The sequence below is a fragment of the Gibbsiella quercinecans genome, from assembly GCF_002291425.1.
GTDB classification, from domain to species: Bacteria; Pseudomonadota; Gammaproteobacteria; order Enterobacterales; family Enterobacteriaceae; genus Gibbsiella; species Gibbsiella quercinecans.
The window spans coordinates 2621509-2645204 of record NZ_CP014136.1; the positions used below are offsets into that span (position 1 = coordinate 2621509).

Here is a 23696-nt window from a genome sequence, read left to right on the forward strand (position 1 = left end):
TCCTTACACCACACCGCTTTCCGGCGTGACCTGTCATCTGACACACATTTTCTGCGTCAATTCTCATCAAGCCACTTGCCACAGGAGAGTTGAAGCTTTTAGCCTGAGGGGATTGCGCTGCTGATGCAGGCGGCTGCACTGACCTGCTTGGCCCAACAGCCCCAGACCAACGAACTGTTGCCCTACGCTGAAAATAGCTTTAACTAATCACTATCCCCCAGCTTACTCATGTTATTTTATCGGCACCATCGTGAATTCCTCGAACGCTTGCTTTACGCCTGATGCGTATTTATTTTTTATGTGGTTTACATTACTGTTAATATTATTATTGTCTCATGGTTCAGAACGACTATTTTCTGAAAGGTCAGGATGGATCATATTAATTTCATTTATTCTTGCATTGTTCATGTTAAGAAAACATGCTAACAATATTTCCCCATATTCGTGAGTATCCTGAGCCCCGGTACTAACTATCTGACAATATTGATTTCGATAAGATAACCATTTTTTCTGGTTATCAGTAAAAAATTTAACCATGTCATTTTTTTGATCTTCTGTACCATTTTTCCATTTTGAAATGTTGAATGAGTTAATTTCATTTATTTTTTTATTATAAGCATCAGTAACAGCACTATCTGACTTATCTTTTAAATCGGAAAAGCATTCATCACTATCATCGCCGTATTTTTTTTGACAACTTTCTATTTGCACATTGTAAGTTATATCTGTCGTCCTCTTCCCATATGACGGAGGTATCATCAGGAGGGAAAGAAAAACTAAAGTAAAATACTTAATGTTTATCATTGTAGTGCCCTTACTCTTATATTCAATCGTCGCTTATCACCCATTTGTGCTGGGTCATTTTTAATAAAGTTTATCATGTCGCTTTTGGTTGCGCCATTAGCTATAATTTTTGCCATTTCACCAGTGGATATGACACCCTGGTATATAGAATCTATATAAACTTCAGCGATTTTTGGATCTATATTTTCCCATTTTACGGGATTGGTTACATTTTTAATCTGTCTGTTGTAAACACCTCTGGCATATTGTTTTTTATCGCTATAAGTAATATCAAATAGTTTTATTTGCTGTTCGTAAGTTATTTCGCCAACCAGGCGCCCATATGCTTTTACAAAATTTTCTGCTTGTCGACCTTTTAAGTAAGCTGCTTTAGAACAAATTACCGCTTTGTATTCTTCAATGCCCGCATGCTTTAACGTTGTATAAATCTCACCAGGGCTACGCTCTTTCATGTCATATCCTCTACCAAGCGTTACACCTGAACGGTATGTTGGTGGCATTTGAAGTACTCGGGAGAAGTTAGGCATACGTTCAGCCTGAGTAAAAGGTTCTACAGCAGTGAGATAGTCTTGCCCTTCCGCATCAAAAGTAACCTGACCTTCCCATACATGTAGTGGCCCAACAGAATGAGGCCTCCATTGTGGCGGGAGAGCCTTGCTGAACATGGTAAAAAACCAGATCTCTTGGGGATGAACCAACCCAGAAGGTGACATGTTCAGTAAGCGTTGATACCAGATAATCGCTGCCTGCGTCTCCAGATCACAACGACCTGTCGCACGAAGATGGTTTCCGTCGATGTAGTTATATCCGGCATGAATAATCATCTGTTGGAATGTTTTTACATCTTCGGGATTGTTATTGCCACATGCTCCAATAGAACCACTAGGGCGAAACACCCGTGGGGGATGGTACGACACATTAATACTCCTTTTTTCGTTACCGTGAAACAGGCGCTAGCCTGTTTCACGGTTTCCCTGTTAGCTTCGTCTAGGTATTGGCGAGCAAAGTTGCTTGTTGCTGATATAGCATTACGTCAGGTAATGCTAACTACTGTCAGAAAATCATACCTAAACGCCCAGAAAAACTTACAACAGTCATCGATACATTATCAAGGTGATCTTCTTACCTAGCTGTGCATCTGCTGCGGCGAGTATGTTTGCCTGTGTTTCGGCTAGGCATACCCACCACTACGTTAGGCATCCATCCGGCCGAGATTTGGCCGAGTCGTTACTATGATGAGATGGGAAAGCTAATTGACCGCAAGATAAAAATCAGAGAAAAGCGTTCTGAGTGACATGAATACGTTACTTCGTCGATTTATTTTCTAACGATTAAAGCAATGCGCTTTGTTGCGCAGCGGGCAGGTTGGAGAAAAGTAGGATTATTTTCGCCAGATTGTCATCATCTACATAGATATATGCCAGCGGTACGTTTAATGCTTCTGCTAATTGGCATGTCGTTATAATGTTGGCTTTATGCACGCCCTTGTTATAACGGTTGATACGCGCACTGGCAACGAATTCGTCAATCCCGGCAGCAATACCCAGCCCTTTCTGGGACAAACCTCGATCCTTTAGACGTTGACTGAAAATATCACGATGTTGTTGGCAAGTATTCATAACTACGATAATCGTAGTTACTAGAACTCACAGATACTACGTATATCGTAGCTATCTTATTTCTAAACGGAGCAAGATGGGAAACCGTTAGTATCAATGCCCGGAGTGCCTAACGCAGCAAGTGACTTGTAAAGCTATGGGACTTATCCGGCAAGTGGGTTTGGATTGTACGTGATAGACGTCGATAGCAACAAAAATGCCCTGAAAACAGGGCGTTGTGGCAGTCGGTGGAACAGGGTGGAAATTATTCGATGTTCTGGATCTGTTTATTGAATATAAAATAAAAGTATTAAAAATTAGTTTTTTAGTTTGATTTATTCTGTGGCGGTGAAGGTTTACTGCCCAATGTACTACCCGTTTGGGTTAGGAGATTTATAAGTTTGTAGAGTCGTTATCTGGCTTTATAGGTTAAGGAATGTAACTGGTTGTCTCGTTCCAATTCGCTTTGATAGTCGGCTCAGGCGTGAAGGGGACATTGGCATTTTTTATTCTCAAAAAGTGCAGCATGGAAGTATCTAAAGAGTTATGAGGGATTATTGGTTTTTTTGTCCGGAGAAAAGGTGGATTGGCCCCAGAAATAGTATAAACCTAATCGTAAAGCGGATGGTAAATGCTGAGTCCAACTATCACTATCTAGTGAAAATGAACGGAGAGTATATTTAATTAAAATTTACTGGGACTAGACTTTTATAATATTATCAATGACATGATTAAAGCTTAGTGATTTGAAGAAAAATCTTGAAAAACAGTAAATTTAGAGTTAATTTCATTCTTATTCTGTCCGAAAATAAATTATTCCAACAAATAGTATACAAGGGGGAATGATGGGGATTTCAAGTGATAGTGCTAAGGATATTGCAAGAATTGGCGCGAATATAGAAATAACGTCTACAAGTAATTTTTCTTCAGATACAGTTAAAGATATTATTCGTATAGCTACTACTAAAGGCATTCACGTAACAATCCATGCTTCTAAATATTCAAGTGACTCTTTGAAAGATATGGCAAGGATTGGGAAAGAAAAAATTACTATAGTTGTTTAAAATTATAATATAATTGAGGTGTATAACTTGAGCATTATCATGAGAATGATAACTTGTTATACACACTCATAATTCTAGTTAAGATGCTTTATTAGAAAAGATTCAATATTGCTAATCATGTTTGTTACATCATCTTTGATAAACTCATCAACTTTACCATGAGCCGCGCTATTCCGAATTCCTGCCATAGCAGTGATGGCTTTCTGCTGTATTGAGTTGTATACACCATGCTTAGCTAGGTCAGCGTTCATTTTATCCATTTTACCTTTAGGAATGGAACTTCTTTCGCAAAGCTCTCTAAGGCTAGTTTCCAATACGGTTCCTGCTATAACAGCTGCTGCAGTTGTGTAACCAGAAGTGAGCAGTTCTTTAGCTTGCTCCAACTCACTATCAAATAAATCAGCTTGGATTAATGACTTATATGATACAAGATAACCATTTTCATAATCTTCTTTTATGGCGGTGAAGATGGATTTAAGCCTGTTAAACACACTTTGATTAGTTTCAAAGCTACTTATTTTTTTTGCTTCTGTAAATGCTTCAAAATAAGTTGAGTTTTCTCCACAAACGCTAACAATTAAATTTTCAGTTTTTGTTAACCACTGGAGTAATAGCTCAGAATCAACATATGTATCACTTCCAGTATATTGTGAGTGAACGGTATGGCTGCTGCTACTTACTCTATCGGAAAATTCTTTTAAGTCATTAAAGCGTTGCTGCACTTTATTTGTCATTGGGTTTTCCTTTTAGTCATTATCCATTGTTATGTCTGAACAGACACGAGTTTACCAAACGCCTCAGAGTCATTTTAGATGGCTCTGAGGCGTTTGGGTATACATTCGGTAATTTACAAATTATCTATCTTGCCGTGTGTGGATTTCAGCGCTCCTGAACGGATTTCTATGGAATGGAAATCCGTTCAGGAGCCAACAAGCGCAGCGCGTTAGCCGCTTGATATACGGATTTTGGCGCAGTAGATTGTCTGTGTAACACCGCTGCTGCAAGCAGCACTCCACGTTGCCGCGACCTTCAAGGCAACGCCAGGATACAACCTGTGTGGTCGATCCCAACCCGCCCCGCTACCGGTTTGCGGGTGATCGCTGCGGCGATGGTAGCTACCTTATCCCAACGCCTTAGGGCTGCATCCCATTGGTTCTTCGTGAAGCAACTGCTTTTTGCATACGCACTGATGCGTACAACAACCTTTTATTGCTGGCGCAACCGTCTGCGGCCTTTTGCTGCCTCAGCCTAGCTTATCCATGAGGCAGCGGCGTCACTTCATACGGCGAAAAACCGTTGCAAGTGACGCCGCGAACGATCTCTGCGCCAGCCCTTACGCCACAGCGATTTCCGGCATGCCCTGTCATCTGACGCACATTTTCTGCGTCAATTCTCATCAACCCACTTATCAGAGGAGGACTGAACCGATGCCTGAGGCAGGCTTTTAGCCTGAGGGGATTACCCTGCTGATGCAGGCGGCTGCACCGAGTGCATAACCGATATCCCCGTCATACCTCAACCGCTGCCGCTCCGGCGCGCAGGTATTGTTCAGTGCGGCACGGCAAATCCGTGTCGTGAATCGCCGTTCGCCGGAGAACAGAGGTTATTAAGGATAGGGGATAGCATATGCCACGATTAAGCCGGGAGATGCAAACGCTGGCCCGACAGGTCGGCGGCAGCCATACCCGGTTTCAGCAACCGGGAAGCCAGCTCGCTGGTATCGATGGATTTAGGGCATGGAGACGGGGGCGGGCAGTATGTGCAGCAGGTCTACGGCAGAACGGCGTAGGCCCTTTCCCCTGGCTGGCCCATCAGTTCACGTTCTTCAGGTAACCCCGCCAGCCAGGGAAAAAGATCAGATTGGCGCTGAGGTGGGGAATTAAGTGTTACTTATGTGGTACTGGTGGGGGAACACGGCCCAAAAAAACCGGGTTCCCCCACTATCCACGTATATAGCGGAGTCAGGTGGGGAGAATGACCAAAAACCGCATGCTGACGGGGTTGAATGCCAGATCGCCGTTTTCTGGTGGGGGAAAACATGATCCGTCTGCAAGTCGGGTGAAAATGGGGGAAGTCAGGCGGATTTTTTTCTGATCTGCTTGTGGCGTTCAATCAGGTTACCTTCTTCATCGAAGTAGCGGCTCGGCCAGATTTCCGACGGATGAATACCTAATGCCTCCGCGATCAGAAATTCGCCTTTCGGCCACGGGCGGGTAAGCACGTTCGCCAGCGTTGAAGAGCTTAATCCTGCCTGCCGGGATACCGCTGCCATCGTTATCTTCTTCTTGTGTAAAGAGGCAATAATGTCTGCCGGATGCATATCAATTTTGTTAGTCATGCTTCCTCCTTGCTCGTAGAGACAGAATAATTTTTCAACATCAATACTAAGTAATACTTAGTACATTTTCAACAGGCAGACATGAAAATCACCGCTGGTTATTCAGTCGGTCGGGATTCTCATGCTGCCATATCGTTTGAAGGAAGCCAGATTAAAAGCCGGTTTATCGCAGCAGCAGCTTGGTGTGCTCGCCGGTATCGACGAGGCGACGGCCAGCGCACGGATGAATCAGTATGAGCGCGGCGTGCATACTCCTGATTTTGAACTGGTGTGCAGGTTAGCCGCTGTGTTGAATACCCCTGCCAGTTATTTTTACACCGTTGAAGATGATTTAGCGGAAATCATCCTTACTTACGCCCGCCAGAAAAATACCGACGCTTTTTAAATCTCCCCCTTTCTGGATTTAAGCAATAAAAACGCGTAGTTGAGAAAGTATTGCTAAGTAATGCTTAGTATATTTTCAATAGGTTAGCGTGAAAACTACGGCTTACATATCGTGTAAGTCGGGATCCTCATGCTGCCACATCGTTTAAAAGAAGCCAGACTAAGAGCGGGCCTGTCGCAACAGCGGCTTGGCGTTCTGGCGGGTATTGATGAAGCTACGGCCAGCGCGCGGATGAACCAATATGAGCGCGGTGTGCATACGCCTGATTTTGATCTTGCCTGCCGACTGGCGGCGGTGCTCGATGTTCCTGCTTGCTATTTTTATACCGTCGAAGACGATCTCGCCGAAATCATTCTGAATTATCGCCCTACGAAAAAATAGCGTCTGTCTGCGCTTTATTGCTCTGTTCGTTCGAAGCGCTGTGCGGCTCGTTGTTCTCAATAATCGGCTTAACGAGGTCTGCCAGTTTACAATGCGCTTCCCGCCGCTCCTCAAAGTAATCATACCGATCGTAAATGCCTTCAACACCTTTCAGCTTATGATTAAGGCACCGTTCGGCGACATAGCCCGGAACGCCTAACGCGGCCAGCAGGCTGCGGCAGGTGCGGCGCAGGTCGTGTACGGTGAACGGTTCAAGTTCACCCATGCGGTTGGGCGGTTGAATTTTTCTTCCCGGTTCGCGGCCGAAAAGTTTGGCGATCGCCCGGTTGAGGGTATCGCTGCCCATATGCGGCGAACCGCTGGCCCGGCGGTTGGGGAATACATATGCTGAACCGCAGGCGCGTATCTTCAATTCCAGCAGCCATTCCAGCGTCAGCGGGGGGAGGGGAATGACGATAGCGACGCCCGATTTGCTCCTCGCCGCAGGCAGTTCCCACGTTGCGTCTTCGAGGGAAAATTCATCCCATTGGGCTTCGGTCAGTTCGCTTTTGCGTACGCCAAGCACAATCAGTAATGCGCAAGCCAGATAGTTATCGCGAGTGAAGCTGTCGCTCTGGCTGCGGAATACCTGAAAAACCTGCGTCAACTCTTCCAGACTCAACACCCGGTCGCGACTTTTTTCAATGCCGCCCGCATCATCCACCTTGAACGCCGCCGCCGGGTTATGGACGAGAAGCCCAAGTTTTATGCCGTGATTAAACAGTTGCTTCAGGTACATCAGCGCATCGTTGGCGGTGCAGGGCCTGCCGCTGGCGGTGATTTGCTGGATGATGGCGCGTATGTCCAGCGGTGTGACCTTGCCTAACGCCAGCTCGCCAATGTGTGGCGCGATCTCTCTGGCGAAGATCCGCTGTGGGATATGCGGGTGCTTAAGGCGTCGCACCAAATCCTGTTTCCAGTCGTTAAACAGATCGTTGACGGTATGGATTCTGGCGGGGCGATTGCGTTTACGTTCGGCGATGGGATCGTCGCCTTTCCTGACCTTCCTGCGGGCGTCTTCGGCCTGAGAGCGGGCTTCCGCCAGCGACAGATCGGACGGTTTGCCCAGCGTGAGCGAACGGCGTTTGGCGTTCAGGGTATAGCGCAGCATCCAGTAAGGTTCGCCGCGCTGCGGCAGCATCAGGTATAGCCCCTGACCGTCGTTGTATCGTCCGGGACGGCTTGCTTTCAGGATGGACTGTATGGTTTTAACGGTCAGATTTCCCATGCCCTGCCTCCCTAAGATATCCCGCCAGCGCCCGTCAATCGTGGCCTGCGAGAAAAAGTGGGTAGTACATAGGTTATAAAACGAACATTTTGGCTTGTAAAGCGATGGTACTACCCAATGTACTACCCACTTGGCAGTGGATTTCGGTGGATTTGGGTAGTACGCGGTAGACGTTGATAGCAACAAAAACGCCCTGAAAACAGGGCGTTGTGGCAGTCGGTGGAACAGGGTGGAATTTATTCGATATTCTGGATTTGTTCACGCATCTGTTCAATCAGCACCTTCAGCTCAATCGCTGAGGTGGTGACGTCGGCATTAATCGATTTAGACGCCAGTGTGTTCGATTCGCGGTTGAATTCCTGCATCATAAAGTCGAGGCGGCGGCCGACGGCTTCTTTCTTTTTCAGGATGTTGTGCGTTTCTTTTACGTGCGCTTCCAGGCGGTCCAGCTCTTCGGCAACGTCGATGCGTTGCGCCATCAACACCAGCTCTTGTTCCAGGCGGGTGTTTTCCAACTGAACCTGCGCTTCTTCCAGCTTGCTCACCAGGCGTTCACGCTGCCACTGCATCACGTTTGGCATCTGGGCGCGCACTTTGGCTACTTCCGCCAGCACGCCGTCCAGCCGCTGTTCAATCAGCGCTTTCAGCGCGGTGCCTTCACTTTCTCGGGCGGCGATAAAGTCATCCAGGGCGCCGTCCAGCGCCTGCATCAGATCGGCGCTGATGGCATCCAGATCCTGTTCCTGGGCAGACATCACGCCCGGCCAGCGCAACACATCGATGGGATTGATTTCCCCTTCGTCGCTTTGCATTTTCACCCAGTTGGCGGCTTCCACCAGCTGTTTTGCCAGTTTCTCGTTCAGAATGAGTGAGCTTTGCGCGCTGGGATCCAGATCAAAACGCAGGTTGCATTCAACCTTGCCGCGGGTTAAACGGGCGCGGATGCGTTCGCGGATCACCGGCTCCAGGCTGCGGAACTGCTCCGGCAGGCGGATATAGGTTTCAAGATAGCGTTGGTTAACGGAACGCAGCTCCCAAGCTGCGCTGCCCCATTCACCCTTGATTTCACGCCGGGCGTAGGCTGTCATGCTGCGGATCATCGTGCGTACCCGTAAAGTCAGTTAAAGATGGCTCGATTATAGCGTTGTGCCGGCGGGCAGGATAGGCATAACGTCGTGAAGCTCGTATAATGCGCAGCCAATCATAGATGAATGAGAAGCCGGAGAAACCCATGCGCCCAGCAGGCAGAGCAGCACAACAAGTTCGCCCCCTGACATTAACCCGTCACTATACGAAACACGCTGAAGGTTCAGTGCTGGTTGAGTTTGGCGATACCAAAGTCTTGTGCACCGCCACCGTGGAAGAGGGCGTTCCCCGTTTCCTGAAAGGCCAGGGCCAGGGATGGATCACCGCGGAATACGGCATGCTGCCGCGCTCCACCCACAGCCGTAACGCCCGCGAAGCGGCCAGGGGCAAGCAGGGCGGCCGCACGCTGGAAATCCAGCGACTGATCGCCCGTTCACTGCGCGCCGCGGTGGATTTGAAAAAACTGGGTGAATACACCATCACCCTCGATTGCGACGTCTTGCAGGCAGACGGCGGCACCCGCACCGCGTCCATTTCCGGGGCCTGCGTGGCACTGGCGGATGCGCTGAATACCCTGGTTGCCAACGGCAAACTGAAAGCTAACCCGATGAAAGGGCTGGTGGCGGCGGTTTCCGTCGGCATCGTCGGCGGCGAAGCGGTTTGCGATCTGGAATACGTGGAAGACTCCGCGGCAGAAACCGATATGAACGTGGTGATGATGGAAGATGGCCGGATGATCGAAGTGCAGGGTACCGCAGAAGGCGAACCGTTCAGCCATGAAGAGCTGTTAGCCTTGTTGGCACTGGCCCGGGGCGGTATCGAAACCATTTTCCAGGCGCAGAAAGCTGCGCTGGCAGAGTAATTTTTAAGGCGGCTGAGAAGTCGCCTTTTTTGTGCCCGGCCTTCGGGCAGCGTACGCGTAATAATCAGACGAGGAGATGCAGTAATGAAAGCCTACCAGCGCCAGTTTATCGAGTTCGCGCTTAACAAACAGGTTTTGAAGTTCGGTGAATTCACGCTGAAATCTGGCCGCACCAGTCCGTATTTCTTTAACGCCGGCCTGTTTAACACCGGGCGCGATCTTGCGTTGTTAGGGCGTTTCTATGCTGAGGCGCTGGTGGATTCCGGCATTGATTTCGATCTGCTGTTCGGCCCGGCGTATAAGGGCATCCCGATCGCCACCACCACCGCCGTGGCATTGGCGGAGCACCACGAGCGCGACGTGCCTTACTGCTTCAACCGCAAAGAGGCCAAAACCCATGGCGAAGGCGGCAACCTGGTGGGCAGCCCGCTACAGGGCCGGGTAATGCTGGTGGACGATGTGATCACCGCCGGCACCGCTATTCGTGAATCAATGGAGATCATCAATGCCAGCGGCGCTAGCCTGGCCGGGGTGTTGATATCGCTCGATCGCCAGGAACGTGGCCTGGGCGAAATTTCCGCGATTCAGGAAGTGGAGCGTGACTATCACTGCAAAGTGATTTCCATCGTCACGCTGGAAGATCTGATTACTTACCTGGAAGAGAAGCCGCAGATGGCGGATCGCCTGGCGGCGGTGCGTGCCTATCGCCAACAGTACGGCGTGTAAAACCATTACGCCGGGCTTGGCCCAGCGTAATATTATTGCAACTGTGTTGCCAGCAGCGCCCAGCGGCCGTCAAATTCTTGCGTCGGGCGGTAGCGGAACTCCGAGCGCACATAGCGCGAAAGCATGCCCTCACAGAAAGCCAGCAGTTGGCTTGCCAACAGCGTCTCATCGGTGATAAAGCCTTTTCCTTCCCGCAGCTTGCGCTCCTTTAATACCTGGCGAAGCTGGGCTTCTATCCGCTCAAACAGCTGGTTGATGCGGCCCTGTAAGCGATCCTGTTCGAACATCAGCGCGTGGCCCGTCATAATGCGGGTCAGGCCGGGGTTGCGTTCAGCGAAGCCCAGAATCAGCAACAGAATCAGGCGCAGGCGGTTCAACGTCTCTTTCTCATCCTGCAGGATCAGGTTAATGCGCGTGATCAGGCTGTCTTCAATAAACTCGATCAGGCTGTCAAACATACGTGTCTTGCTGGGAAAATGCCGATAAAGTGCGGCTTCAGAGACACCGACGTTTGCCGCGAGTTTGGCTGTGGTAATACGCTGGCTGCCATCGCTGGATTCCAGCATCTGGGCCAGTGCCTGCAATATCTCCTCGCGCCGATTCCTTTTGGTATTTTCTTTTTCTGCCATGTCAGATTAGACCCTTGCTAAAACAGCTTAGACTTCCAAACCCAGGCACCGGCCGCTGCAGGGGGAACCCTGAGCAACTTATATAATTGCTTTTTACGGTGTAGGGGCTGCGGCCTGTTGGCCTGTTTTTCCGCGCTATCTGGCGTGCGGTGTTTTTATTACCGGATAAACCCTACCGTAGGGCGCGCCCTGCGCCCTGGGGGATAGGGATTTGCAGCATTCCCTGCCTTTTGTTCACTGCTGGGCTGTCAGAGGCGGCCAGAGTGGCCGAAGCCGCCTTCGCCACGTTCACTGTCGCCAAATTCCTCGACCAGGTTGAATTCGGCCTGCACCACGGGCACGAAGACCATCTGTGCGATGCGCTCACCCGGCTGGATGGTAAAGGCCGTCTGCCCGCGGTTCCAGACGGAAACCATCAGTTGGCCCTGGTAGTCGGAATCGATCAGGCCGACCAGGTTGCCCAGCACCACGCCGTGTTTGTGGCCAAGGCCGGAGCGCGGCAGGATCACCGCCGCCAGGCTGGCGTCGGCGATGTGGATTGCCAGGCCGGTAGGCAGCAGCGTCGTGGCGCCAGGGGCCAGCTCAACGGCGTTGTCCAGACAGGCGCGAAGATCAAGACCGGCTGAACCTGGTGTGGCGTAAGTCGGTAAAGGGAAATCCTGACCGATACGCGGGTCGAGAATCTTAACGTCGATTTTTTTCATCATAGCGGCTGACTATCTCGTCTATTAAACGTTGGCCAAGGAGTGCCTTATCGCTGAGCGCCAGGCGTTTGTCCCCATCGTGCCAAAAAAGGTGCAGTGCGTTGGTATCGCTGTTGAAACCGTGCCCTGCAAGCGTTACATCATTGGCGCAAATTAAATCCAGCTTTTTACGCGCCAGTTTTTGCCGCGCGTATTCTTCCACATTCTGGGTTTCGGCGGCAAACCCGACGACAAACGGACGATTATTCACCATCGCGGCGACGCCGGCGACAATGTCGGGGTTTTTTACCATTCTCAGGGTGATCTCATCACCCTGTTTTTTTATTTTTTCATCGGCAATCTGTTCGGCGCGGTAATCCGCCACTGCGGCACAGGAGATAAAAATATCTTGTGCCGCGGCCTGCGCCTGCACCGCCTGCTGCATTTCCAGCGCACTGGTGACGTCCACGCGGGTTACCTTCGGCGGCGTCGGCTGATTGACCGGCCCGGCGATGAGCGTCACCTGCGCGCCGCGCGCAGCGGCGGCATGCGCAATGGCAAACCCCATTTTACCCGAGCTGTGGTTGCTGATAAAACGCACGGGATCCAGCGCTTCACGCGTCGGGCCGGCGGTAATCATCACCTTAAGATGTTGCAAATCTTGTGGCGCAGCAAAGTAATTGTGCGCCAGCTCGACGATAGCCAGCGGATCCAGCATGCGGCCAGGGCCGACATCGCCGCAGGCTTGGCTGCCGCTGTCCGGGCCCCACAGCATCATGCCGCGCGCCTGCAGGGTTGCCAGGTTCGCCTGGGTTGCCGCTGCGCGGTACATCTGTTGGTTCATGGCCGGGGCGGCGGCGATGGGCGCATCGGTCGCCAGGCAAACGGTGGTGAGCAGATCGTTGGCCATGCCGGCGGCGGCCCGCGCCAGCAGATCGGCCGTGGCCGGCGCCAGAATAACCAGATCCGCCCATTTCCCAAGCTCAATGTGGCCCATTGCGGCTTCCGCTGCGGGATCGAGCAGATCGTCCGCCACCGGGAACCCGGAAACGGCCTGAAGCGTCAACGGTGTGATAAAGGCTTTTGCCGCACTGGTCATGACCACCCGCACGTCGGCGCCCCTGTCGCGCAGGCGGCGCACCAGCTCCGGGCATTTGTAGGCGGCGATACCGCCGCTGATGCCAAGCACAATATGTTTGCCGGAAAGTCCCGTCATCATCATTGTCCGATTGAAAGCTGAAAGATGCGGCATTTTAGCATAACCGCCGGCCAGGTGAGCGCTTCGTCCGTGCCCCGCAGCAGATTGCGGACAACACCGCAATATTATCAATCACCTGTCGTGCCATCACGGCAGGTGTGGCATGCTCCAGCGTATTCAGGGAGGGACGATGAACAGCCAGGAAATCTCGCCGTGGCCAGGGAATCTGGCGCCACGGGAAAAATTATTACGCGATGGCGCAGCGGCGCTGTCGGATGCCGAACTGCTGGCCATTTTTTTACGCACCGGCTTGCCGGGCCTGCATGTTATCCGTTTGGCAGAGCAACTGCTGGCGCAGTTTGGCTCGTTGCATGGCCTTCTGGCCGCCGACTTTGCGCAGTTCAGCAGCCATAAAGGGCTGGGTGCCGCTACCTATGCCCAGTTGCAGGCGGTTTCGGAGCTGGCGTTTCGCTTTTTCTCCGGCCATCTGGCGCAGGAGAATGCCATGCTGAACCCTAAGGTGACCCAACACTATCTTCATGGCTTGCTGGCACACCACGAACGGGAAGTTTTTCTTGTGCTGTTTTTGGACAATCAGCACCGGGTTATTCGCCACCAGGAGATGTTTGTTGGTACTATCAGCAGCGTCGTCGTATACCCAAGAGAAATTGTGCGTGCTGCGCTGAAGGCTAATGCAGCCGCCATCATTCTGGCGCATAATCACCCCTCGGGTAAGGCAGAGCCCAGTCGTGCCGATCGTCTGATTACTGAGCAAGTGGTGAATGCATGCCGGTTATTGGAGATCCGAGTGCTCGATCATTTGGTTATCGGCCGGGGAGAATGCGCTTCTTTTGCCGAGCGCGGATGGCTTTAAGCAACTTTTTCGCGATCCTTGAGGGATCTTTAGCTGTTCGGGACTTGAGCACTTACGCTTCAGAGCGTATACTACGCCACCTTTGAGAATCTTGGGTTTGGCGTTAAGAGCCTATCTCAGCAGGTTTCTAACCTGGTGTGTGGTTTCTGACCTGATGACGAGAGTCTCCTCAGTAGGAAGTTTGCTGAGATGGGCTCTAAAGCCTGACGAGGCGGCCATACCCTATACGAAGCTCGAGCTGATTTGATTTTTGGAGAATAGACATGTCCCGAGTCTGCCAAGTTACTGGCAAGCGCCCGGTGAGCGGTAACAACCGTTCCCACGCACTGAACGCGACCAAACGCCGTTTTCTGCCTAACCTGCACTCTCACCGTTTTTGGGTTGAGGGCGAGAAGCGCTTTGTAACTCTGCGCGTATCTGCTAAAGGTATGCGTGTTATTGATAAGAAGGGTATCGAAGCGGTCCTGGCCGATCTGCGTGCCCGTGGTGAGAAGTATTAAGGAACTGAATCATGGCTAAAGGTGTTCGCGAGAAGATCAAGCTGGTTTCTTCTGCTGGTACTGGTCACTTCTATACCACTACGAAGAACAAGCGTACTAAGCCGGAAAAACTGGAACTGAAGAAATTCGATCCAGTTGTCCGTCAACACGTGATCTACAAAGAAGCTAAAATCAAATAATTTTAGTGGATTAAGTAAAACCCGGCTTCGGCCGGGTTTTTTTGTATTATAGCCAATGGGTTCCAGCCCTGGCCTTTTGCGGGGCCGCCGGAGCCCATTGGCTATGAGATGACGGGGAGCGCAGCATGCCTGAATTACCAGAAGTTGAAACCAGCCGCCGTGGCATCGAACCTTATCTTGTCGGCCACAGTATTCAATATGCCGTGGTGCGCAATGCCCGCTTGCGCTGGCCGGTGTCGGAGCAGATCCAGGCGCTGAGCGATCGCCCGGTGCGCAGCGTGCAGCGCCGCGCCAAATATCTGCTGATCGAACTGGATACGGGCTGGATTATCGTGCACTTGGGCATGTCGGGCAGCCTGCGGATGCTGGCGGAGGAAACCGAAGCCGGCAAGCACGATCATGTCGATCTGGTGATCAGCAACGGCATGATCCTGCGCTATACCGATCCGCGCCGTTTCGGCGCCTGGTTATGGTGTGAAGATCTGGCCGCCAGCAATGTGTTGGCTCACCTTGGGCCAGAGCCGCTGAGTGAAGCCTTCAATGGCCGTTATCTGTTTGATAAGTCGCGTAATAAACGCACGTTAATCAAACCCTGGCTAATGGATAATAAGCTGGTGGTGGGCGTGGGGAACATTTATGCCAGCGAATCCCTGTTCAGCGCCGGGATCATGCCCGATCGGCCGGCGGCCTCGCTGAGCCAGGCTGAAGTGGATCTGCTGGTGGCGACCATCAAAGCGGTGCTGTTGCGTTCGATCGAACAAGGGGGCACTACGCTGCGCGATTTCTTGCAGTCGGACGGCAAGCCCGGCTATTTTGCGCAGGAACTGCAGGTGTATGGCCGGGCAGGGGAGCCATGCCGGGCGTGCGGCACGCCGATTGAGGCGGCGAAACACGGGCAGCGTAGCACCTTTTTTTGCCGCCGCTGCCAGCGTTAATTACTGCTCGGCGAGTTTTTTCAGTAGCGCCTGGGTGATGGCATCCGGCAGGAACGGGGCGATGTCGCCACCGTGGCGCGCCACTTCCTTCACCAATGAAGAAGAGATAAACGACCACTCCTCGGAAGGCATCATAAAGACGCTTTCCAGCGTCGGCATCAGGTGGCGGTTCATGTTCGCCAACTGCAGCTCATACTCAAAGTCGGATACCGCGCGCAGGCCGCGCACCAGGATATTGGCGTTCTGATGGGCGGCAAAATGGGCCATCAGTTCACTGAACCCCACCACTTCCACGTTTTTTAGATGCGAGGTGACTGCGGTCGCCATCGCCACACGTTCATCCAACGAAAATAACGGTTTTTTCCCCGGGCTGGCGGCAATGGCCAGCACGACGCGATCGAACATCAATGACGCACGTGTCACCAAATCCAGGTGGCCGTTGGTCATGGGATCGAACGTTCCGGGATAGATGGCTTTTCTGGTCATGGTTTATTTCTCTGAATAATGGCGGTTCAGGGCCCACAGCGCGGCGTACTTGTTAAACGTATACTGCGCGTTGACGACGGCCAGCAGCAACCCCTGTTTGCCATCCAGGAACCCTGCGCGCAACAGCCAGGTTTTGCAGAAGGCGCCCAGCGTGTGGGTCAGGATGGAAAGATACCCGCAGCGCTTACCGGCCTGATGGCGCTGAGTGGCCCACTCCTGAGCATAGTGCAATTGCTTGCGCTGGAAAGCGAAAAAATCCCGGCAGGTCAGGTGCAGCAGATCGCCATGCAGCGCGATCGCTTTCGCGCCGTTGGTGTTTAATGATTCGTGCACCAGATCGTCATTATAGCGGTAGCGTTGCCTGGCGTATAAGCGGTTGACGCGGTCCGGGTACCAGCCGCTGTGGCGCATGAAGCGGCCCAGGAACAGGTTGCGGCGGCCAAGGCTGTAAACGGCGTTGTCGTCGGGTGCCGTGAGCACCTGCTCGATGGCCTGGCGCAGCTCCGGCGTTACTCGTTCGTCGGCGTCGATCATCAAAACATAATCGCAGTTGGCGTGGCTTTGCGCTCGTTGGCGCTGTTTGCCGAAGCCCTGCCAGTCGGTATGGCTGAAGACCTGGGCGCCCAGGTCAGCCGCGAGGGTGGCCGTGCCGTCCGTGCTGCCGGAGTCCAGCACGATGATCTCATCGGCCCAGGCGACTGAAGCCAGGCACTCGGCGAGCAGGCCGGCTTCGTTTTTGGCGATCATCACCACCGACAGGGTTTTACGCTGGCGCATTTATTGGCTCCGTGGCGGCAGGTGGGGCTCCAGCAATTGCAGCAGGCGCTGCAACGCCCCTTGGTTCTGATACAGCACTTCCACCGCATGCCGGCCATAATAGCGGCGGTAGTCTTCATCGGTCAGCAGGGTGCCGATTTCCCTGACCAGGGCGTCGGCGTCGGTGACGGTGATTAACCCTTCGGCTTCAGCCAGCTTGCTGCAGATATCCTTGAAGTTAAAGGTATGCGGCCCCATCAACACCGGGATGGCGTGGGCGGCGGCTTCCAGCGGGTTATGCCCGCCGCGTTCCACCAGGCTGCCGCCAACGAAGGCCAGATCGGCAATGCCGTACAGCAACATCAGTTCGCCCATGGTATCGCCGATCACCACTTGCGTGCTGCCGGAAGGCACATCGCCGCTGCTGCGGGTGATGTAGCTAAAGCCGGCTTTCTGTGCCAGCTCTTTGGCGGTTTGGAAACGCTCCGGGTGGCGCGGCACCAGGATTAGCAGCAAATCCGGGTGTTTTTCCAGCAGTTTGCCATGTGCTTCCAGCAGGATGGCCTCTTCGCCTTCATGCGTGCTGGTGGCGATCCACACCGGCCGGTGTGGCGCCCATTGGCGGCGCAGCGTCAGCGCACGGGCCGCCAGCTCCGGGGTTACCGAGATATCAAACTTTAGGCTGCCGGTTATCGCCAACTGCGAGCGTTTCAGGCCCAATGCCAGAAAGCGATCGCCATCCTCCTGATTCTGTGCGGCAATCAGGGTGATACGGCGCAGCATATCGCGCACGAAGCCGCCGATTTTCTGGTAACCGGCGGCGGAGCGCGCAGAAAGCCGCGCATTGGCGATCACCAGGGGAATTTGGCGCTGATGCAGTGCATTAATCAGGTTCGGCCACAGCTCGGTTTCCATGATAATGACCAGCTTCGGGTTCACCCGATCGAGAAAGCGGCGCATTGAGCCTGGCAGATCGTAGGGCAGATAAACGTGGTGAACATCTTTGCCAAAGGCCGACTGTACCCGCTCTGAACCTGTCGGGGTCATCGTGGTCACAGTAATCGGCAAATGGGGGTAGCGGTGGCGCAGCGCGCGCACTAATGGGATCGCGGCGAGGGTTTCACCAACGGAAACAGAATGCAGCATGATACCGCCAGGCGCGACTTTCCCGGCGCAGAAGCCGTAGCGTTCGGCCCAGCGTTTACGATAGGCTGGCGCTTTACGGCTGCGCAGTAATAAACGTAGCCAGATCAGGGGTTGGATGAGGTAGAGTAATACCTGATATAAACGCAGTAACATTCTATCAATTTCATTTATATGGGTTATTCAGAATAGTACCATATCTGTGTGGGAAAGGGCGCTACTTTGGTAATCCGGGTGTCAGTTTCAGGCAACAGGCGGGGATTTCGCCTAAAGGTTTGGCATGAAGAATATTTTAATTATTCGCCGCGATAATATTGGCGATCTTGTTTGTACGACACCGTTAATCGAAGGGCTAAAAATAGCCTATCCTGAGGCCAGGCTTTATCTGTTGATCAATAAGGTCAGCCAGGATGTGGTGAAAAACAACCCGCATCTTGAACAGGTATTTATCTATAAAAAAGCCAAACATAAAGCCAAAAATGAAACCACGCTCGGGGTGTATTGGCAGCGGCTGATGATTTTTCTGCGGCTGCGGAAAATAACCTTTGATGCGGCGATCCTGGCAAACCCGGTGCCGTGTAAATACAGCCTGCGGCTCGCCAAAATGGCAGGGGCCAAACATATTATCGGCGCCGATCTGGGTAATGGCGATATCGATCGCCCGTTCACCTCGGCTGATTTTCACGGCCAGCATCAGGTAGAGCGAACCTTCAGCTATCTTTCGGCGCTGACCGATAATCCTCCACCGATACCCGATGTGCGGGTTTATTTAACGGATGAAGAGCGCCGGCAGGCGGCGCAAAGGGTGCAGGCACTGTTGCCCGGCGCGCAGCGGATTTTTGCCGTGCACATCAGCAGCCGCAGCCCCAAGCGGCGCTGGCCGGTCGAACGCTATGCCGAAATCATCCGCCGCCTGGCGGAACACGGCGTTTCGGCGCTGATTTTCTGGTCGCCGCAGGGCACTCTGGCCCCCGATGATATCGGCGACCAAAAACGCGCCGAGCAATTGCTGGCGCAGTGCCAGGGGGCGCCGGTAGCCCTGTACCCCACGGCATCCGTGCGTGAGCTGCTGGCGGGCTTTGACCGGTGCGAAATGGTGTTATGCAGCGACGGCGGGCAAATGCACCTGGCCTCGGCGTTGAATAAAACGCAGGTGGTGCTGTTCGGCGATACCGACCAGGCCGCCTGGCACCCGTGGTCGGGGCAGTACCACATCTTGCAGACGCCTTCCGGCGATTGCATTGATGTTTCGGTGGAAGACGTCTGGCAGAAAATGCAGCGGCTGCATTAGCCGATGCCCCGCCGGGGCATCGTGCCGCCGGTTAGCGATCTTTCAGCGCCAGGTATTGGCGGCATATGGCGTCCAGACTATAGCTCATCAGGTGCGGCCGATTAATCGGCGGCGGGTTGCGGTAGATGGCCGCCATTTTCTCCCCGAGCGACTGTTCATCCAGCTCGGCCAGCGCCAACCCCATGCCGGCTTTTTCCAGGATCTCGGCCGGCCCGCCCGGGCAGCGGGTGCTGACCACCGGCGTGCCGCACAGCAGCGCCTCCACCAGCACGTTGCCAAACCCTTCGCTGTCGGAGCTAAGCACCAGCAGCGCTGCCTGTTTGATATACGGGAAGGGGTTGGCCTGGAAGCCAAGGAACAGCACGCGTTCGGCAATGCCCAACTGCTCGGCCAACTGCCGGGCCGCCGCGATCCGGCTGTCGCTTCCGGTGCCGATCAACACCAGCGGTGCCTGGATGCCCGACAGAGCATAGGCTTTCAGCAGGCGATCATGGCGCTTTTGCGGGTGGAAACGCCCAACGTGCACCAGATAGTCTTTCCCGGCCAGATCGCAAGGGGCGGCTGCCAGCCGTTCAATCTCGGCAATATCGAACGGGTTATTGATTACTGCCAGCCGCTTGGGCTGAATCGCCAGGTTTTGCCGCAGATCGTCCCCCACCGCCTGGGAAACGGTCACGATATTCTGCCGTTGGTAAACCCGGGCAATCTTGCGCTGTTTCAGCCAGCGGTCCAGCCCTTTACGGTGGCCAAGATAGGAAGTGGAAAGAATGCCGTGGATGCAGAACCACAGGCGATCGGGCGCCAGCACGCGGCTGCGCCGGACGATGCGGTCGGTTTTATGCAGGTTGGACAACACCAGATCGTAAGCGCCATGCTGTTGTTCCTGCGCCATCACGGCGCGGTCAAGCTGCGCGGCGCGGCGTGAAAGTTCGGTCAGTTTGCGCCACGGTTTGCGGCAGCGATCGGCCACCACCTGGTAATGGATGCCTTGCGGTATCGCGTAATTGCAGACGTCGCTCAGGGAGATCAGGCTGATGCTATGGCCCATATTCAGCATGCCCTGGCACAGGGTCAGCACCACCTTTTCGGCACCGCCGCCCGGCAGGCCATCGATAATCATCAGGATACGCATAATCAGTCCAGCAAGCGGTTATAAAGTGAAATCAGCTGTTTCGACAGGTACGCCGGCGTGGCCGACATAATGCGTAGCCGCGCCGCTTCACCCATGGTTGAGCCCAGCGCCTGCGGGGGCAAGGCGTGGATGGCGTCGGTCAGTGCGTTGACGTCCAGCGCGTCGGCGACAAAGCCGTTTTGCCCCGGGGTGATGAACTCCGCACCGCCGCAGGTGGCGCTGGTGATCACCGGCAAGCCGCACGACATGGCTTCCAGAATCACGTTGGGGAACGGATCGTACAACGTCGGCAGCAGCAAGGCGTCCGCCGCCTGATAAAACGGCAGCGTTTGTTGCTGCACGCCCATAAAGCGCACGCGCTCGCCGCAGCCCAGCGATTGCGCCAATGTCCGGTAACGTTTTTCCGCTTTGTCTTTGCCCACCACCAGCAGGTAGCTATGGGTGGGGGCGATGGCGCGGATTGCCGCCGCCAGGCCTTTGCGTTCGAAGCCGGAGCCGACGAAAATCAGGCAGTGCGCCGCCTGTGGGATCTGATACTGCTGGCGCAGCTGTTGGCGTAACGCCTCGTTGGCCGGCAGAAACTTTTGGTTATCAATGGCATTGTAGATCACGGTGATTTTGTCGGCCGGCACGCCAAAATCGGCGATGATCTCTTGTTTGATCATCTCGGCGTTGCAAATCACCGCTTTTAGCTCTGGGGCGGCGTACATGGCGCGTTCGGCGCACATGACATAGCGGTGAAAACGATTAGAGAACAGAAATTTGCGCCGCCATTCCGGCAACAGGCGCGCGCGTTGCAGCAGCCAGCGGCGGTGCACGCCGTCGCCTGCGCGGTAGATATCGCAGCCCGGAATGCGCTCATGGCTTTGCACCAGATCAAACTTTTCCGCCTGCCACAGCGTGCGTGCTGCTTCGGCAAACCCTCGTTCCCGGCTGATACGGCCGAATTTCATCGGGTTGCACAAGTGGATATGCCAGTTGGGGTTGGCATCGCCCTGCCATTCACGGGTGATGACGTTCAGTTCAAGATCTTGCTGTTCCAACGCCTCCAGAGCGCGGGACACAAAACGTTCGGCACCGCCGTCCGGGCGGTATTTTTGGCGCACTATCGCCAAACGACATGCTTTCATAGGAGCTGGCTCCGCGCGGCGGCGATCACCGCGTCTGCAGGAATAAGGTCGAGGTAACGCTGTTCGGTGCCGGTATCAATATCATCCGGATCGGGCAGGGGGCCGTAGTCACCGGCCCAGATAACCTGGCCGATCGCCTGCCAGGGGCGCCAGAAGGTCAGCTTTGACGGGCCGAACAGTGCGATACAGGGGGTTTGCAGCGCGGCGGCCATATGCATCGGCACGGAATCCACGCCGATAAACAGGCGGGCATGGTCAATCAGCGCGGCAAGCTGGCGCAGGGTCAAACGGCCGGCCAGGGAAACCACGCCCTGGGCCGGGCAATGCGCCAAAATCTGCTCGACCATATTTCGCTCTTTGGCATCAGGCCCGGCGGTGAGCACCAGCGTGTGGCCGTCGGCCTGCAGCGCGCTGATGGTTGCCGCCATTTTTTCTTCGCTCCAACACTTGAAGAACCAGCGGGAGGTGGGCTGCACTACGATATAGTCGCCGTTGACCCCCTGTTCCCGCAGCAGCAGCTCGCTGGCCTGCCAATCTTGCGGCGTGTAGCTCATGGTGACCTGCTGGCTGGTGGTGGCCAGCCCCAACGGTTGCAGCAGCGAGAGGTTCTGTTCCACAGTGTGCATGGCGCCGTGCCCGTCTACCGGCACCAGTTGGGTGTGGCAGTGGCGCCAGAGGAAGCCACGCCGTTTGGGGAAGTCAAACCCAAGGCGGATACGTGCTCCCGTCATCCGTGTGACGATGGCGCTGCGCCATTGGTCAGCCAGGTTAACGACCAGATCGTAACGTTGCGCCCGCAGTTGGCGAATCAGCCGCCATTCGTGGCCCAGATGGGCTTTGGTGCCCAGCTTTTTCCATTGGCGATCGATGGCGAACACCGTTGATAGCGCCGGGTTGCTGGCCAGCATGTCCTGCGTTTCCTTATACAACAGCACGTCGATTTTCGCCTGCGGATAGTTGGCACGCAGGGTGTTGATCACCGGCGTGGTCAACAGCATATCGCCGTGGTGGCGTAATTTTATCAATAAGATACGTTGTATGGATGCTGCTGGAACTGGGGCTGGCGCTTTATTCATGATGGGCTGTTTCCGTATGACCAACCGTTGATTCTAAAGGACGTGATAGCATGTGGCTACTGTTGCCCGGTTTTCTTGCTGCGCGGTGAAAAAAAGCGCGCCGCGGGGTGACAAACGCCGGCCCACGTTGTCCAATGCTGGCAGCAAAGTCGTTTGCCCTGAAGAAACGGGCTGCGTAACATATGCACTCTGTTGATATCAGGCTAGATATTTATGACCAAACCGGCGTTTCTCATCACGATTGATACCGAAGGCGATAACCTGTGGCAAAACCACGATCGCATTTCGACTGAAAATACGCGTTTTCTGCCGCGCTTCCAGGCGTTGTGCGAGAAGTATGCGTTCAAGCCGGTTTATCTCACCAATTACGAGATGGTATCGGATGCCGGTTATGTCGAGTTTGCCCGCGATGTCATCGCGCGCGGCGCCGGCGAAGTGGGCATGCATCTGCATGCCTGGAACAGCCCGCCGTTGGCGCCGTTGACCGAAGACGACTGGCGCTACAAACCGTATCTGATTGAATATCCGGCAGAGCAAATCCGCGCCAAGGTCGATCACATGACCAAGCTGCTGGAAGATGCGTTCCAGACCAAGATGCTTAGCCACCGCGCCGGGCGCTGGGCGTTTAACGAATATTACGCGCAGCTGCTGTTGGAATATGGCTACCGGGTAGACTGCTCGGTCACGCCGCGCGTCAACTGGCAGTATTCGCCCGGCAACCCGCAGGGCAACGGCGGCACCGATTACCGCCACTTCCCGGCGCACGCTTATTTTATCGATCCGCAAAACATCGCCTGCCCAGGCCAGTCTGCATTGCTGGAGGTGCCTGTCAGCATCCAGTACCGGCACTCCGGGCTGATGAATGCCCTCAAGCAAGGGTACGATCGGCTGCGTGGCAAACGGCGTTCGCCTTCGGTGCACTGGCTGCGCCCGACCGGCAATAATCTGGATAAAATGAAGCGGGTGGCCGAACGTTGCCTGGCGGAAGGCAATGATTACGTTGAATTTATGCTGCACTCCTCCGAGTTTATGCCGGGCGGCAGCCCGACGTTTAAAAACGCGCAGGATATCGAGGCGTTATACCGCGATTTGGAACAGCTGTTTGCCTGGCTGCAGCCGCGCACGGTTGGCATGACCCTGGCCGAGTATTATCAGACCAAGAAGAGCTGAGCA

General features: G+C 53.9%; 27 protein-coding genes and 2 pseudogenes. 13 read left to right on the top strand and 16 right to left on the bottom strand.

All coding sequences use genetic code 11. The features are described 5' to 3' along the window. Positions 1-333 precede the first annotated feature (333 nt). The gene (locus ACN28Q_RS12110) at positions 334-804 is read right to left on the bottom strand and encodes a lysozyme inhibitor LprI family protein (protein WP_095846578.1); all 471 of its coding nucleotides are present in this window, start codon (positions 802-804) and stop codon (positions 334-336) included. Next, entirely contained in the window at positions 801-1721 is a 921-nt protein-coding gene (locus ACN28Q_RS12115; RefSeq protein ID WP_230469563.1) for a DUF8812 domain-containing protein, read from the bottom strand. Before ACN28Q_RS12115 ends, ACN28Q_RS12110 begins: the two co-directional genes overlap by 4 nt. Positions 1722-1996: 275 nt before the next feature. Between ACN28Q_RS12115 and ACN28Q_RS12120 the strand changes: the two are divergent. After that, a pseudogene (locus ACN28Q_RS12120) lies at positions 1997-2098 on the top strand (helix-turn-helix domain-containing protein); the annotation flags it as partial. Between the two features lie 37 nt (positions 2099-2135). On the opposite strand, the gene ACN28Q_RS12125 reads toward ACN28Q_RS12120, so the two are convergent. Then, positions 2136-2423: a helix-turn-helix domain-containing protein gene (locus ACN28Q_RS12125; protein WP_095846581.1), complete on the bottom strand. Its 288-nt coding sequence runs from the start codon at positions 2421-2423 to the stop codon at positions 2136-2138. Positions 2424-3244: 821 nt separating this feature from the next. On the opposite strand from ACN28Q_RS12125, the gene ACN28Q_RS12130 reads away from it, so the two are divergent. After that, positions 3245-3466 carry a hypothetical protein gene (locus ACN28Q_RS12130; protein WP_131929004.1) on the top strand — a complete coding sequence of 74 codons (222 nt, stop codon included), beginning with the start codon at positions 3245-3247 and terminating at the stop codon, positions 3464-3466. 74 nt (positions 3467-3540) lie between these two features. Here the strand turns inward: ACN28Q_RS12130 and ACN28Q_RS12135 are convergent, their stop codons facing one another. Continuing rightward, the gene (locus ACN28Q_RS12135; RefSeq protein WP_095846582.1) at positions 3541-4200 is read right to left on the bottom strand and encodes a DUF4145 domain-containing protein; all 660 of its coding nucleotides are present in this window, start codon (positions 4198-4200) and stop codon (positions 3541-3543) included. A 953-nt stretch (positions 4201-5153) separates the two neighbouring features. Here ACN28Q_RS12135 and ACN28Q_RS12140 point away from each other — a divergent pair. Further along, positions 5154-5255 (top strand): annotated as a pseudogene (locus ACN28Q_RS12140) (integrase domain-containing protein); the annotation flags it as partial. 285 nt (positions 5256-5540) lie between these two features. Here ACN28Q_RS12140 and ACN28Q_RS12145 read toward each other — a convergent pair. Continuing rightward, positions 5541-5804, bottom strand: coding sequence for a helix-turn-helix domain-containing protein (locus ACN28Q_RS12145; protein ID WP_039550300.1), 264 nt, complete (start codon positions 5802-5804; stop codon positions 5541-5543). A 121-nt stretch (positions 5805-5925) separates the two neighbouring features. On the opposite strand from ACN28Q_RS12145, the gene ACN28Q_RS12150 reads away from it, so the two are divergent. Further along, positions 5926-6189: a helix-turn-helix domain-containing protein gene (locus ACN28Q_RS12150; RefSeq protein ID WP_095835285.1), complete on the top strand. Its 264-nt coding sequence runs from the start codon at positions 5926-5928 to the stop codon at positions 6187-6189. Positions 6190-6318: 129 nt separating this feature from the next. Beyond that, positions 6319-6570, top strand: coding sequence for a helix-turn-helix transcriptional regulator (locus ACN28Q_RS12155; protein ID WP_095846583.1), 252 nt, complete (start codon positions 6319-6321; stop codon positions 6568-6570). Here ACN28Q_RS12155 and ACN28Q_RS12160 read toward each other — a convergent pair. Together ACN28Q_RS12160 and ACN28Q_RS12165 are read right to left on the bottom strand one after the other, a co-directional pair. Next, on the bottom strand, positions 6557-7837 hold the full coding sequence (locus tag ACN28Q_RS12160) for a tyrosine-type recombinase/integrase (RefSeq protein WP_095846584.1): 1281 nt from the start codon (positions 7835-7837) through the stop codon (positions 6557-6559). The genes ACN28Q_RS12155 and ACN28Q_RS12160 overlap by 14 nt on opposite strands. Positions 7838-8073: 236 nt before the next feature. Next, positions 8074-8937, bottom strand: a complete 864-nt coding sequence (locus tag ACN28Q_RS12165) for a YicC/YloC family endoribonuclease (protein ID WP_095846585.1) — start codon at positions 8935-8937, stop codon at positions 8074-8076. A 131-nt stretch (positions 8938-9068) separates the two neighbouring features. On the opposite strand from ACN28Q_RS12165, the gene rph reads away from it, so the two are divergent. Both rph and pyrE read left to right on the top strand, forming a co-directional pair. Then, the gene (gene rph, locus ACN28Q_RS12170; protein ID WP_095846586.1) at positions 9069-9785 is read left to right on the top strand and encodes a ribonuclease PH; all 717 of its coding nucleotides are present in this window, start codon (positions 9069-9071) and stop codon (positions 9783-9785) included. A gap of 84 nt (positions 9786-9869) precedes the next feature. After that, positions 9870-10511, top strand: a complete 642-nt coding sequence (pyrE, locus tag ACN28Q_RS12175; protein WP_095846587.1) for an orotate phosphoribosyltransferase — start codon at positions 9870-9872, stop codon at positions 10509-10511. 32 nt (positions 10512-10543) lie between these two features. Here pyrE and slmA read toward each other — a convergent pair whose 3' ends face one another. The 3 genes from slmA to coaBC form a co-directional block, all read right to left on the bottom strand. Then, positions 10544-11140, bottom strand: a complete 597-nt coding sequence (slmA, locus tag ACN28Q_RS12180) for a nucleoid occlusion factor SlmA (protein WP_095846588.1) — start codon at positions 11138-11140, stop codon at positions 10544-10546. A gap of 248 nt (positions 11141-11388) precedes the next feature. After that, the gene (gene dut / locus ACN28Q_RS12185) at positions 11389-11847 is read right to left on the bottom strand and encodes a dUTP diphosphatase (RefSeq protein WP_095846589.1); all 459 of its coding nucleotides are present in this window, start codon (positions 11845-11847) and stop codon (positions 11389-11391) included. Next, on the bottom strand, positions 11825-13042 hold the full coding sequence (coaBC, locus tag ACN28Q_RS12190; RefSeq protein ID WP_165907125.1) for a bifunctional phosphopantothenoylcysteine decarboxylase/phosphopantothenate--cysteine ligase CoaBC: 1218 nt from the start codon (positions 13040-13042) through the stop codon (positions 11825-11827). Before coaBC ends, dut begins: the two co-directional genes overlap by 23 nt. A gap of 169 nt (positions 13043-13211) precedes the next feature. Between coaBC and radC the strand changes: the two genes are divergently transcribed. The 4 genes from radC to mutM all read left to right on the top strand — a co-directional run bounded on the left by radC (position 13212) and on the right by mutM (position 15509). Continuing rightward, positions 13212-13895 (top strand): RadC family protein, encoded by a 684-nt coding sequence (gene radC / locus ACN28Q_RS12195; RefSeq protein ID WP_095846591.1) that lies wholly within the window; start codon positions 13212-13214, stop codon positions 13893-13895. 263 nt (positions 13896-14158) lie between these two features. Continuing rightward, a complete protein-coding gene (gene rpmB / locus ACN28Q_RS12200) occupies positions 14159-14395 on the top strand; it encodes a 50S ribosomal protein L28 (RefSeq protein ID WP_095846592.1) in 237 nt (78 codons plus the stop codon). Positions 14396-14406: 11 nt separating this feature from the next. Continuing rightward, positions 14407-14574 carry a 50S ribosomal protein L33 gene (gene rpmG, locus ACN28Q_RS12205; RefSeq protein ID WP_004392084.1) on the top strand — a complete coding sequence of 56 codons (168 nt, stop codon included), beginning with the start codon at positions 14407-14409 and terminating at the stop codon, positions 14572-14574. A 125-nt stretch (positions 14575-14699) separates the two neighbouring features. Continuing rightward, a complete protein-coding gene (mutM, locus tag ACN28Q_RS12210) occupies positions 14700-15509 on the top strand; it encodes a bifunctional DNA-formamidopyrimidine glycosylase/DNA-(apurinic or apyrimidinic site) lyase (RefSeq protein ID WP_095846593.1) in 810 nt (269 codons plus the stop codon). On the opposite strand, the gene coaD is transcribed toward mutM, so the two are convergent. Genes coaD through waaA form a run of 3 tightly spaced genes read right to left on the bottom strand, consistent with a single transcriptional unit; the run spans position 15510 to position 18050 of the window. Beyond that, the gene (gene coaD, locus ACN28Q_RS12215; protein ID WP_095846594.1) at positions 15510-15995 is read right to left on the bottom strand and encodes a pantetheine-phosphate adenylyltransferase; all 486 of its coding nucleotides are present in this window, start codon (positions 15993-15995) and stop codon (positions 15510-15512) included. Between the two features lie 3 nt (positions 15996-15998). Then, positions 15999-16772, bottom strand: a complete 774-nt coding sequence (locus tag ACN28Q_RS12220; RefSeq protein WP_095846595.1) for a glycosyltransferase family 2 protein — start codon at positions 16770-16772, stop codon at positions 15999-16001. Then, the gene (gene waaA, locus ACN28Q_RS12225; protein ID WP_095846596.1) at positions 16773-18050 is read right to left on the bottom strand and encodes a lipid IV(A) 3-deoxy-D-manno-octulosonic acid transferase; all 1278 of its coding nucleotides are present in this window, start codon (positions 18048-18050) and stop codon (positions 16773-16775) included. A 124-nt stretch (positions 18051-18174) separates the two neighbouring features. Here waaA and ACN28Q_RS12230 point away from each other — a divergent pair, with 124 nt between their 5' ends. Next, complete coding sequence (locus ACN28Q_RS12230; protein WP_095846597.1) at positions 18175-19185, top strand: glycosyltransferase family 9 protein; 1011 nt, start codon at positions 18175-18177, stop codon at positions 19183-19185. A 31-nt stretch (positions 19186-19216) separates the two neighbouring features. Here the strand turns inward: ACN28Q_RS12230 and ACN28Q_RS12235 are convergent, their stop codons facing one another. Genes ACN28Q_RS12235 through rfaQ form a run of 3 tightly spaced genes read right to left on the bottom strand, consistent with a single transcriptional unit; the run spans position 19217 to position 22526 of the window. After that, positions 19217-20317 (bottom strand): glycosyltransferase, encoded by a 1101-nt coding sequence (locus tag ACN28Q_RS12235; RefSeq protein WP_095846598.1) that lies wholly within the window; start codon positions 20315-20317, stop codon positions 19217-19219. Between the two features lie 2 nt (positions 20318-20319). Next, positions 20320-21447 (bottom strand): glycosyltransferase family 4 protein, encoded by a 1128-nt coding sequence (locus tag ACN28Q_RS12240; RefSeq protein ID WP_095846599.1) that lies wholly within the window; start codon positions 21445-21447, stop codon positions 20320-20322. After that, complete coding sequence (rfaQ, locus tag ACN28Q_RS12245; protein WP_095849012.1) at positions 21444-22526, bottom strand: putative lipopolysaccharide heptosyltransferase III; 1083 nt, start codon at positions 22524-22526, stop codon at positions 21444-21446. The genes ACN28Q_RS12240 and rfaQ overlap by 4 nt, the downstream gene beginning before the upstream one ends. 210 nt (positions 22527-22736) lie before the next feature. Between rfaQ and ACN28Q_RS12250 the strand changes: the two genes are divergently transcribed. Then, positions 22737-23693 carry a polysaccharide deacetylase family protein gene (locus ACN28Q_RS12250; RefSeq protein ID WP_095846600.1) on the top strand — a complete coding sequence of 319 codons (957 nt, stop codon included), beginning with the start codon at positions 22737-22739 and terminating at the stop codon, positions 23691-23693. The last annotated feature ends 3 nt before the right edge of the window (positions 23694-23696 follow it).

Bases quoted from the DNA above. Each gene is read 5' to 3' on its own strand.
- ACN28Q_RS12165 (WP_095846585.1), bottom strand. From the start codon at position 8,937: ATGATCCGCAGCATGACAGCCTACGCCCGGCGTGAAATCAAGGGTGAA.
- ACN28Q_RS12130 (WP_131929004.1), top strand. From the start codon at position 3,245: ATGATGGGGATTTCAAGTGATAGTGCTAAGGATATTGCAAGAATTGGC.
- ACN28Q_RS12240 (WP_095846599.1), bottom strand. From the start codon at position 21,447: ATGAAAGCATGTCGTTTGGCGATAGTGCGCCAAAAATACCGCCCGGAC.
- coaBC (WP_165907125.1), bottom strand. From the start codon at position 13,042: ATGATGACGGGACTTTCCGGCAAACATATTGTGCTTGGCATCAGCGGC.
- ACN28Q_RS12145 (WP_039550300.1), bottom strand. From the start codon at position 5,804: ATGACTAACAAAATTGATATGCATCCGGCAGACATTATTGCCTCTTTA.
- ACN28Q_RS12230 (WP_095846597.1), top strand. From the start codon at position 18,175: ATGAAGAATATTTTAATTATTCGCCGCGATAATATTGGCGATCTTGTT.
- rph (WP_095846586.1), top strand. From the start codon at position 9,069: ATGCGCCCAGCAGGCAGAGCAGCACAACAAGTTCGCCCCCTGACATTA.
- ACN28Q_RS12110 (WP_095846578.1), bottom strand. From the start codon at position 804: ATGATAAACATTAAGTATTTTACTTTAGTTTTTCTTTCCCTCCTGATG.
- mutM (WP_095846593.1), top strand. From the start codon at position 14,700: ATGCCTGAATTACCAGAAGTTGAAACCAGCCGCCGTGGCATCGAACCT.
- ACN28Q_RS12250 (WP_095846600.1), top strand. From the start codon at position 22,737: ATGACCAAACCGGCGTTTCTCATCACGATTGATACCGAAGGCGATAAC.
- radC (WP_095846591.1), top strand. From the start codon at position 13,212: ATGAACAGCCAGGAAATCTCGCCGTGGCCAGGGAATCTGGCGCCACGG.
- coaD (WP_095846594.1), bottom strand. From the start codon at position 15,995: ATGACCAGAAAAGCCATCTATCCCGGAACGTTCGATCCCATGACCAAC.
- ACN28Q_RS12235 (WP_095846598.1), bottom strand. From the start codon at position 20,317: ATGCGTATCCTGATGATTATCGATGGCCTGCCGGGCGGCGGTGCCGAA.
- ACN28Q_RS12135 (WP_095846582.1), bottom strand. From the start codon at position 4,200: ATGACAAATAAAGTGCAGCAACGCTTTAATGACTTAAAAGAATTTTCC.
- ACN28Q_RS12150 (WP_095835285.1), top strand. From the start codon at position 5,926: ATGCTGCCATATCGTTTGAAGGAAGCCAGATTAAAAGCCGGTTTATCG.
- rpmB (WP_095846592.1), top strand. From the start codon at position 14,159: ATGTCCCGAGTCTGCCAAGTTACTGGCAAGCGCCCGGTGAGCGGTAAC.
- pyrE (WP_095846587.1), top strand. From the start codon at position 9,870: ATGAAAGCCTACCAGCGCCAGTTTATCGAGTTCGCGCTTAACAAACAG.
- ACN28Q_RS12160 (WP_095846584.1), bottom strand. From the start codon at position 7,837: ATGGGAAATCTGACCGTTAAAACCATACAGTCCATCCTGAAAGCAAGC.
- slmA (WP_095846588.1), bottom strand. From the start codon at position 11,140: ATGGCAGAAAAAGAAAATACCAAAAGGAATCGGCGCGAGGAGATATTG.
- rpmG (WP_004392084.1), top strand. From the start codon at position 14,407: ATGGCTAAAGGTGTTCGCGAGAAGATCAAGCTGGTTTCTTCTGCTGGT.
- ACN28Q_RS12125 (WP_095846581.1), bottom strand. From the start codon at position 2,423: ATGAATACTTGCCAACAACATCGTGATATTTTCAGTCAACGTCTAAAG.
- ACN28Q_RS12155 (WP_095846583.1), top strand. From the start codon at position 6,319: ATGCTGCCACATCGTTTAAAAGAAGCCAGACTAAGAGCGGGCCTGTCG.
- ACN28Q_RS12220 (WP_095846595.1), bottom strand. From the start codon at position 16,772: ATGCGCCAGCGTAAAACCCTGTCGGTGGTGATGATCGCCAAAAACGAA.
- waaA (WP_095846596.1), bottom strand. From the start codon at position 18,050: ATGTTACTGCGTTTATATCAGGTATTACTCTACCTCATCCAACCCCTG.
- dut (WP_095846589.1), bottom strand. From the start codon at position 11,847: ATGATGAAAAAAATCGACGTTAAGATTCTCGACCCGCGTATCGGTCAG.